1 protein-coding gene is annotated in these 1,484 nt (G+C 74.7%); it reads right to left on the bottom strand.

Going from position 1 to position 1,484, the window contains the following annotated elements; translation table 11 throughout:
• Nucleotides 1–918: sigma-70 family RNA polymerase sigma factor (locus G3N18_RS15720; protein ID WP_196385182.1), on the bottom strand; the 918-nt coding region annotated here is incomplete at its 3' end.
• Between the last annotated feature and the right edge of the window lie 566 nt (nucleotides 919–1,484).

The following is a 1,484-nucleotide window of genomic DNA, read 5'->3' as shown; positions in this document are numbered from 1 at the left end:
GCCGACACCGGCGCCACCCGTAGCGCCACCGACCGCACCACCGGTCGCCCCGCCCGAACCGCCGACCGCGCCCAGCACGGTCGCGCCACCGCTCGAGCCGGCACCGGCCATCGAGACCGCGCCGGGCATGGTGCCCGAGGCGCCGGCCGCGAGTGCGACGATCGGGGCCGCGCCGCCCTGCACCGTCGCGAGATAGGCGGTCGCGCCGCCCGCACCGATGGTCAGCGGCAGCAGCACGAGCGCGAGGCGGTGCGAGACCTCTTTGGCCTCGGCGGCGACGATCGCGCAGCGCGCGCACTCGGCGAGGTGCGTGTCGACCTTGCCGGTGTCGCGCCGCCCCAGGTTGCCGCGCGCATAGGCGCCGAGCCGTTCGATCGTGAACCGGCACTCCGAACCCTCGGGCGCCGAGCGCAAGTGCGCCTGGATCCAGGCCTCACGCAATCCCTCGCGCGCGCGGAAGGCGAGCTGCGCGACGGCCGCCGCCTTCATGCCGAGCAGCGGCGCGACCTCGGCCGGCTTCATCTGCTCGATCTCGGTGTACCAGAGCACCTCCTGCCAGCGGGTCGGCAGCGCGCGATACGCCTGGGCGGTCAGGCTGCGATCGAGCGCGTCGTCGGTGGCGTGCGCCTCGGCATCCGGATCGGGGAGCGAGTCGACCTCGTCGATCGGCGTCTCGCGCTGCCGACGGCCCCAGCCGGCGGCGGTGTGACGGATGCTGGTGAACAGATACGCGCGGAACGATCCGGTCGGCCCGCCGCCGCGCGCGATCGCCTGGAAGATGCGCGCGTACGCCTCTTGCACGAGGTCGTCGGCGTCGAACTGCGTGGTGATCGAGTTCGCCACGACGATGCCCGAGCGATAGTGCCGTCGCCACAGCTCGCCGAACGCGGCACGATCGCCCGAGCGCGTGCGCTGCACGCGTCGGCGAGGCCGTCGGTGTCGGCGTGCGACTGATCGGGGTCGTCCATGCGGGTCCCGGTTCGAGAGCGGGGATCGATCATGAGACGCCCGACGGGCGCGATCATGACGCGCTCTCCTCATTCTCCCAGGTCGCGCCCAGAAAACGACCGGGCCGGGCGGCGCCCCGGCGCCGCCCGAAAAGAAATCCCGAAAACCGCGTCATGGAATCCGCGCTGCGGCATCTCATGGGCAGACGGTTCTCCGTGCGCGCCCCTGGGGAGGGTCGCGCACGGAGGGCCGCGCCGGCCCGGCAACACGGGCACGGCAGCAGAAGGGGACCGCCGGGGGACGAGAGCGGGGCGAGCGGTGGGGGCCGCCGCCCCGCTCGCACCCGTACCGGTCGGTCCGGGCCGTCGACCAGGCGCGCGCCGCGGTGCTCACATCCCGTCGCCGGTCAGCGCGCGGGCCTCGCCTCAGACCCGCGCGCCGTCGACCCAGACCCCGGCCACCTGCAGGGCGGCGTCGAGCAGCACCGCGTCCGCGGCGGCGCCGGGGCGGAGGCTCCCGTAGCGCCCGGCCAGACC

This window comes from Microbacterium paulum, assembly GCF_015707995.1.
Taxonomy (GTDB): domain Bacteria; phylum Actinomycetota; class Actinomycetes; order Actinomycetales; family Microbacteriaceae; genus Microbacterium; species Microbacterium paulum.
This window is presented reverse-complemented; position numbering and strand designations above follow the sequence as displayed.